Raw genomic sequence first — 6,077 nt, 5'->3', positions numbered from 1 at the left:
CTCATAAACGCACCTTCGGCCCGAGCTGTTCGCCATTTGGGCGCCTCGATGGTGCCGTTTATGAGTTTACGACCTAGGTGGACGGGGGCGGTGCCACGCCCCCTTGTTCCGTCAGGGCACGAGCACCGTATCGTGCGGTTCCCCTTCCGTCTCCGGATAGTCCAGCGTGAAATGCAGGCCCCTGCTCTCATGCCGATGCAGCGCGGATCGCACGATGAGTTCGGCGGTCTGCAGCAGATTGCGCAGTTCGATCAGGTCCGTGCGCACGCGGAAGTGGCGGTAATATTCCTCCACCTCGCCGTTGAGCATCTGGATGCGGTGCATGGCGCGTTCGAGGCGCTTGGTCGTGCGCACGATGCCGACGTAGTTCCACATGAAGCGCCGGATTTCCGTCCAGTTCTGCTTGATGACGACTTCCTCGTCGGAATCGGTCACGCGGCTTTCATCCCAGGCGCGAACCGGCGGGGGCGCGTCGAACGTATCCCAGTTGTCGAGGATATGCGCGGCACAGGCCTCGCCGAAGACGAAGCATTCGAGCAGCGAGTTCGAGGCGAGACGGTTGGCGCCGTGAAGGCCGCTTTCGGTGCATTCCCCGGCCGCATAGAGGCCGGGCAGGTCGGTCTTGCCATCGAGATCGATGAGCACGCCCCCGCAGGTATAGTGCTGCGCCGGGACGACCGGGATCGGTTCCTTCGTCATGTCGATGCCGAGGCCGAGCAGCTTCTCGTAGATGTTCGGGAAATGCTCGCGGATGAACGCCTCGGGTTGGTGGCTGATGTCGAGGTGGACATAATCGAGGCCATAGCGCTTGATCTGATCGTCGATGGCGCGGGCCACGACATCGCGCGGGGCCAGTTCGGCGCGCTGGTCGTAATCGGGCATGAAACGGTGCCCGGTGACGGGATGCCTGAGCTGCCCGCCTTCGCCGCGAACAGCCTCGGTGATGAGGAAGTTCTTCACGTCGAGGTTGTAGAGGCAGGTCGGGTGGAACTGCATCATTTCCATGTTGGAAACGCGCGCGCCCGCCCGCCAGGCCATGGCGATGCCGTCTCCGGTGGCGCGCGCGGCGCGTGCTGAACTGGTAGACGCGGCCCGCCCCGCCAGTGGCAAGGATCGTCGCGGCGGCGGTATGCGCCTCGACGCGGCCGGTCTTTTCGTCGAGCGCATAGACGCCCCAGACCCGGCCCGATCCCGAATAGCGCAGTTCATGGCGCCCGGTGATGAGGTCTATGCAGGACTGACCTGGCAGCAGGTGATGTTGGGATGGCTTTCCGCCGCCTTGAGCAGCGCGCTCTGCACCGCCCAGCCGGTCGCATCGGCGACGTGGACGATGCGGCGGTGGGAATGGCCGCCCTCCCGGGTGAGGTGCAGTTCGCTGCCCTCGGTGTTGAACGGCACCCCCAGTTCGACCAGCCGCTCGATCGCATGAGGTGCGCGCTCGATCACGAACTCCACGGTCTCCAGCCGGTTGAGGCCGCGCCGGCGATCATGGTGTCGTTGATGTGCTCCTCGAAGGTATCTCCCGCGTCGAGCACCGCCGCGATGCCCCCTTGCGCCCAGGCGGTGGAGCCGCCGGTGAGACTGCCTTCGCCAGCACGAGAACCTTGAGCCTGTCTGCCAGCGCAAGCGCCGCGGTGAGGCCGGCAGCGCCGGAGCCGACGACGATGACATCATGGGCGCTGGAGCAAGCATTGTCGGAGGGGACATTGGACATGGTCATGACGGCTCCATGCCCAGACTATGACCGGTGCGCAATATTTAGCTTTGCATCCGTATTTGCCCTGCAATCATGTTGCAGTGCAGCGTCGCAAGGGGTAAGGTTGCCGAGCATTCACAACAAGATAATCAGAAAAACGCACGAGGTCTGCCGGGCGGTCGCACGCAGGGAAGCAGTTGGAACTGCTTCGTGATCTGAACTCCAGTACGGAGCGTGCCGCAATGTCAGCCTTTTCCAAGCAACCATTTCAAACGGTGCTTTGCACTTTCAACCGACACGAGCCCAACCGGAACACCGTACATTGGGACGGCACGCACTATACCTCGACATGCCTGGGTTGCGGCAAGGATATACGCCGCCAGGCGCACAAGGTATGGAAAGAGGACACGGAAAAAAGCTGATCGGGGCAAGCTGGAGAGGCCCCGGCGGCGAATTGCCGAACCGTCAGTGCCCGGTCGCTCCGGAGAACAGGTTCATCACCATCACGCCCGCCATGATGAGCGCAATTCCGATCAAGGCCGGGACATCGAGCTTTTGACCCTGGAATATCCACGCGATCGCCGTGATCAGGACGATCCCCACGCCTGACCAGATCGCATAGGCCACGCCCGTCGGGATGCTCCGCAGGGCGAGCGACAGGCAGAAGAACGCCACGATGTACCCCGCCGCCATGATCGCGGTGGGTACCAGCTTCGCAAAACCCTCGGACTGTTTCAGGAACGAGGTCGCGATGACTTCCGCGATGATGGCGATGACGAGATAGATGTAGCTCATCGCCCTTTTCAGGCCGCCACGGCACTCGTGAGGCTGACGAACACGTCCTCCAGATCCGCCTCGCGCGTGGTCACGTCAACGATGGCGAAGCCCTGCGCCTGCACGGCCGACAGGATTTCCCCGGCATTGCTGCGGTCCTTGTCGTAAGTGACCTGCAGGACCCGTTCGCCGATCTTTTCAGACTTGAGGAAACCGGGATGGGTGGGCAACGCGGTCACGTCGCGGTCGAAGGTGAGGACGAGGATCTTCTCGCGTGCCATGCCGACCAGTTCGCGAGTCGGCTTGTTGGCGATCAGTTCGCCATGATTGATGATGGCGATACGGTCGCACAGTTCCTCGGCTTCCTCGAGGTAGTGCGTGGTCAGCACGATCGTCGCGCCTTCGCGGTTCAGTTCGCTGACCAGTTCCCAGAGCTGGCGGCGCAGTTCGACGTCGACACCTGCGGTCGGCTCGTCGAGCACGAGCACCGGCGGCTGGTGGACCAGCGCCTTGGCGATCAGCAGACGACGCTTCATGCCACCCGAAAGGGTGCGGGCGTAAGCATCGCGCTTGTCGGAAAGATGGACCGCCCGCAGCAGCTCTTCCGAACGGCGAAGCGCCTTGGTGATGCCGTAGAGCCCGGCCTGATTCTCCAGCACCTCGAACGGCGTAAAGAACGGATCGAACACGATTTCCTGCGGCACGATGCCGATCGAACGCTTTGCGTTGCGCTGGTGCCTGTCGATATCGAAGCCCCAGATGTCGATCGTGCCCGAGGTCTTGCGGACGAGGCCCGCCATGATGTTGATGAGCGTCGACTTGCCCGCCCCGTTCGGCCCGAGCAGGCCGAAGATGCCGCCCTCGGGCACGTCGAACGACACGCCCTTGAGCGCCAGCTTGCCCTCGCCGCTGCCGGCGGGCGCATAGCGCTTCTTGAGGTCGCGGATCGAGATGGCGGCAGAGGTCGTGCTGGTCATGGCCCGCATGTGGGGCAGGTTCGCGCGCCAGTAAAGGGCGCGTGTGCGCCGCGCAGCCATTCCCGGCGTTGACGCGCTTCTTCGTTGGATTTACGATCCACAATATATCATAATTGCAGGACAGCACGATCCTGCGGATGATCGGGAGAAGAACCATGGCAACCACCCCCGAGGCCGGCATCGCGGAACGCGACTATTTCACCGACCATGCCGTCTTGCTGGACCCCTACGATTATTTCGAAAGCTTGCGCGCGCGGGGCGCGGTCACGCAGATGCCGGGCCGCGACGTGCTGATCGTGACGGCGTTCGCGGAAGCGGTGGAAGTGCTCCTGAACACCCGCGATTTCTCGTCATGGCTCAACCCCGATCCGCTGGCGCCGCTCCCTTTCGAACCCGAAGGCGACGACATTTCTGCGCAGCTTGCGGCCCATCCCAGCGGCGAGATGGAACTGCTGGTATCCTATGACGGAAACCGGCACGCAGCGGCGCGGTCCTTGCTCAACCCGCTGTTCACGCCTTCGCGGCTACGCGCGAACGGCGAATTCATGCGCGGCTATGCCGAAGACATGGTGCGCGGCCTTGTCGAACGTGGCGGCTGCGAACTTGTGGCCGAAGTGGCGACACCCTTCGTCACCATGGTCATCGCCGACTTGCTGGGCGTTCCCGCGCAGGACCGCGAGGCCTTCCGCGCGCTCATCGATTCCGCGCCGCCGCCGGGCAACATGGATGCCGCCGACGATGGCCAGAGCATTCATCCCCTGCTGGCGATGGCCGGCTACTTCGCCCGCTACATCGCGGAACGCCGCGCCGTTCCGCAGGACGACGTGATGACGGAAATGGCGCTTGCCCGCTATCCCGACGGATCGACGCCGGACGCGATGGAAGTGGTCAAGTCCGCCATGTTCCTGTTCGCGGCCGGACAGGACACCAGCGCCAAACTGATCGGCAATGCCCTGCGCCGCCTTGCCGAGGACCAGACACTCCAGCAGCGCCTGCGGGAGGATCGCAGCCTGATCGGCCCGTTCCTGGAAGAAGTCCTGCGCATAGAGGGTTCGACCAAGGCCACCTTCCGCATCGCCTCGCGCCGAACGACGCTGGCGGGCGTGGAAATTCCCGCCGGGCAGCGCCTCGTCATCTCGCTCGCGGCGGCCAATCGCGACCCGCGCCGCTGGGATGAACCCGAGCGGTTCGTGATCGGGCGGCCGCGCATCAAGGAACATGTCGCTTTCGGCCGCGGTGCCCACACTTGCGCCGGCGCGCCGCTGGCCCGCGCCGAAGTCTCGGTCCTGCTCGACCGGCTGCTCGAACAGACCCGCAGCATCACCCTGGACGAAGAGCATCACGGCCCCGCCGAAGCGCGCCGCATCGCCTATGAGCCCAGCTACATCATCCGGGGGCTTGCCGCCCTGCACCTCAAGCTGGAATAGGGCCGCCGTCAGGCGTCGCTGCGCTCATCGAAGACCGAACGGCTGGCCTCGATCGCAGGGCGGTTGGCAAAAGCCCATGAGCCCAGTGCCTGCACCGGCTGCGAGAGCGAACGGCCAAGGTCGCTGAGGGAATATTCGACACGAACCGGCACGCTGGCGTGAACGGTGCGCACCACCAGTCCGTCCCGCTCCAGGGCGCGCAAGGTTCGGGAAAGCATCTGCTGCGAGATCCCGTTGATCTCGCGCTTCAACTCGTTGAAATGCAGGTCGCCCTCCAGCAGGGTCATCACGACCAGCATCGACCACTTGTCGCCCACGCGGCTGAGAATATCGCCGATAACCCGGCATGCACTTGCCGAGTGAACGATGGCCGGTCCGGTTTCCGGCGGGCTTTCCGCAATCTGTTCCGCCGCCTGTTCCGCCGCGTCGAAGGTGGTCATCTCCATGGTACCTGGTCCTGAAAAAATGCGCTCTTGGCGTCCGTCGCAGTGCAACATAGCTATGGCCAGTCACTTTTCCAGACCACCATTTTTCCAGACCACCCCTTAGAGGTTCTCTCCCATGAAGCTTCTCCATCTCGATTCCAGCATCCTCGGCGAAAACTCGGTCAGCCGCGCCGTTTCGGCGGAGATCGTCGCCACCCTGACCAAGGCCGATCCCTCGCTCGAAGTCACTTACCACGACCTCGCCGCCGAGGCCCTGCCGCACCTGACGCTCGACGTGCTCGGCAACCCCGAGGGCACTCCCGAACTCGCGGAATTCCTGGCCGCCGACGTCGTCGTGATCGGCGCGGGCATGTACAACTTCACCATTCCCAGCCAGCTCAAGGCCTGGTTCGACCGCGTCCTCGTGGCCGGCAAGACCTTCCAGTACACCGCCGAAGGTCCGCAGGGTCTCGCCGGCGGCAAGAAGGTCTATGTCGCCCTGTCGCGCGGCGGCTACTACGGTGAAGGCCAGCCCGGCGCCGCTGTCGAGCATGCCGAAAGCTACCTACGCGCCGTGCTCGGCTTCGTGGGCATCAGCGATCCGATCTTCGTGCTTGCCGAAGGCATCGCCATCGGTCCGGAAGTCCGCGAAAAGGCCGTTGCCGATGCCCTGGCCGAAGCCGGTGCGCTCGCCGTACCCGCCTGAAGCCTGACGGAAATGGTCCCGGCGCGCCCAACAATGCGCCGGGACCATTTGCCCGCTGGAAATTCCCGTGAA

The 6,077-nt window shown here is 64.0% G+C and carries 5 protein-coding genes and 1 pseudogene; 2 read left to right on the top strand and 4 right to left on the bottom strand.

Going from position 1 to position 6,077, the window contains the following annotated elements; translation table 11 throughout:
- Positions 1-111: 111 nt before the first annotated feature.
- The 3 genes and pseudogenes from nadB to ADT71_RS29755 form a co-directional block, all read right to left on the bottom strand.
- Positions 112-1,714 (bottom strand): annotated as a pseudogene (gene nadB, locus ADT71_RS29765) (L-aspartate oxidase).
- 447 nt (positions 1,715-2,161) lie between these two features.
- Positions 2,162-2,491 carry a multidrug efflux SMR transporter gene (locus tag ADT71_RS29760; protein WP_054442255.1) on the bottom strand — a complete coding sequence of 110 codons (330 nt, stop codon included), beginning with the start codon at positions 2,489-2,491 and terminating at the stop codon, positions 2,162-2,164.
- A gap of 8 nt (positions 2,492-2,499) precedes the next feature.
- On the bottom strand, positions 2,500-3,447 hold the full coding sequence (locus tag ADT71_RS29755; protein WP_054442307.1) for an ABC transporter ATP-binding protein: 948 nt from the start codon (positions 3,445-3,447) through the stop codon (positions 2,500-2,502).
- Between the two features lie 155 nt (positions 3,448-3,602).
- On the opposite strand from ADT71_RS29755, the gene ADT71_RS29750 reads away from it, so the two are divergent.
- Entirely contained in the window at positions 3,603-4,874 is a 1,272-nt protein-coding gene (locus tag ADT71_RS29750) for a cytochrome P450 (RefSeq protein WP_054442306.1), read from the top strand.
- Positions 4,875-4,882: 8 nt separating this feature from the next.
- Here ADT71_RS29750 and ADT71_RS29745 read toward each other — a convergent pair whose 3' ends face one another.
- A complete protein-coding gene (locus ADT71_RS29745) occupies positions 4,883-5,320 on the bottom strand; it encodes a helix-turn-helix domain-containing protein (protein WP_082370633.1) in 438 nt (145 codons plus the stop codon).
- Positions 5,321-5,435: 115 nt separating this feature from the next.
- On the opposite strand from ADT71_RS29745, the gene ADT71_RS29740 reads away from it, so the two are divergent.
- On the top strand, positions 5,436-6,005 hold the full coding sequence (locus ADT71_RS29740) for an FMN-dependent NADH-azoreductase (protein WP_054442254.1): 570 nt from the start codon (positions 5,436-5,438) through the stop codon (positions 6,003-6,005).
- Positions 6,006-6,077: the final 72 nt, after the last annotated feature.

This window comes from Novosphingobium sp. ST904 (assembly GCF_001298105.1).
Classification (GTDB): domain Bacteria; phylum Pseudomonadota; class Alphaproteobacteria; order Sphingomonadales; family Sphingomonadaceae; genus Novosphingobium.
Note: the sequence above shows the minus strand (reverse complement) of the source record. Positions and strands in the feature narration are given on the sequence as shown.

Bases quoted from the DNA above. Each gene is read 5' to 3' on its own strand.
- ADT71_RS29760 (WP_054442255.1), bottom strand. From the start codon at position 2,491: ATGAGCTACATCTATCTCGTCATCGCCATCATCGCGGAAGTCATCGCG.
- ADT71_RS29755 (WP_054442307.1), bottom strand. From the start codon at position 3,447: ATGACCAGCACGACCTCTGCCGCCATCTCGATCCGCGACCTCAAGAAG.
- ADT71_RS29750 (WP_054442306.1), top strand. From the start codon at position 3,603: ATGGCAACCACCCCCGAGGCCGGCATCGCGGAACGCGACTATTTCACC.
- ADT71_RS29745 (WP_082370633.1), bottom strand. From the start codon at position 5,320: ATGGAGATGACCACCTTCGACGCGGCGGAACAGGCGGCGGAACAGATT.
- ADT71_RS29740 (WP_054442254.1), top strand. From the start codon at position 5,436: ATGAAGCTTCTCCATCTCGATTCCAGCATCCTCGGCGAAAACTCGGTC.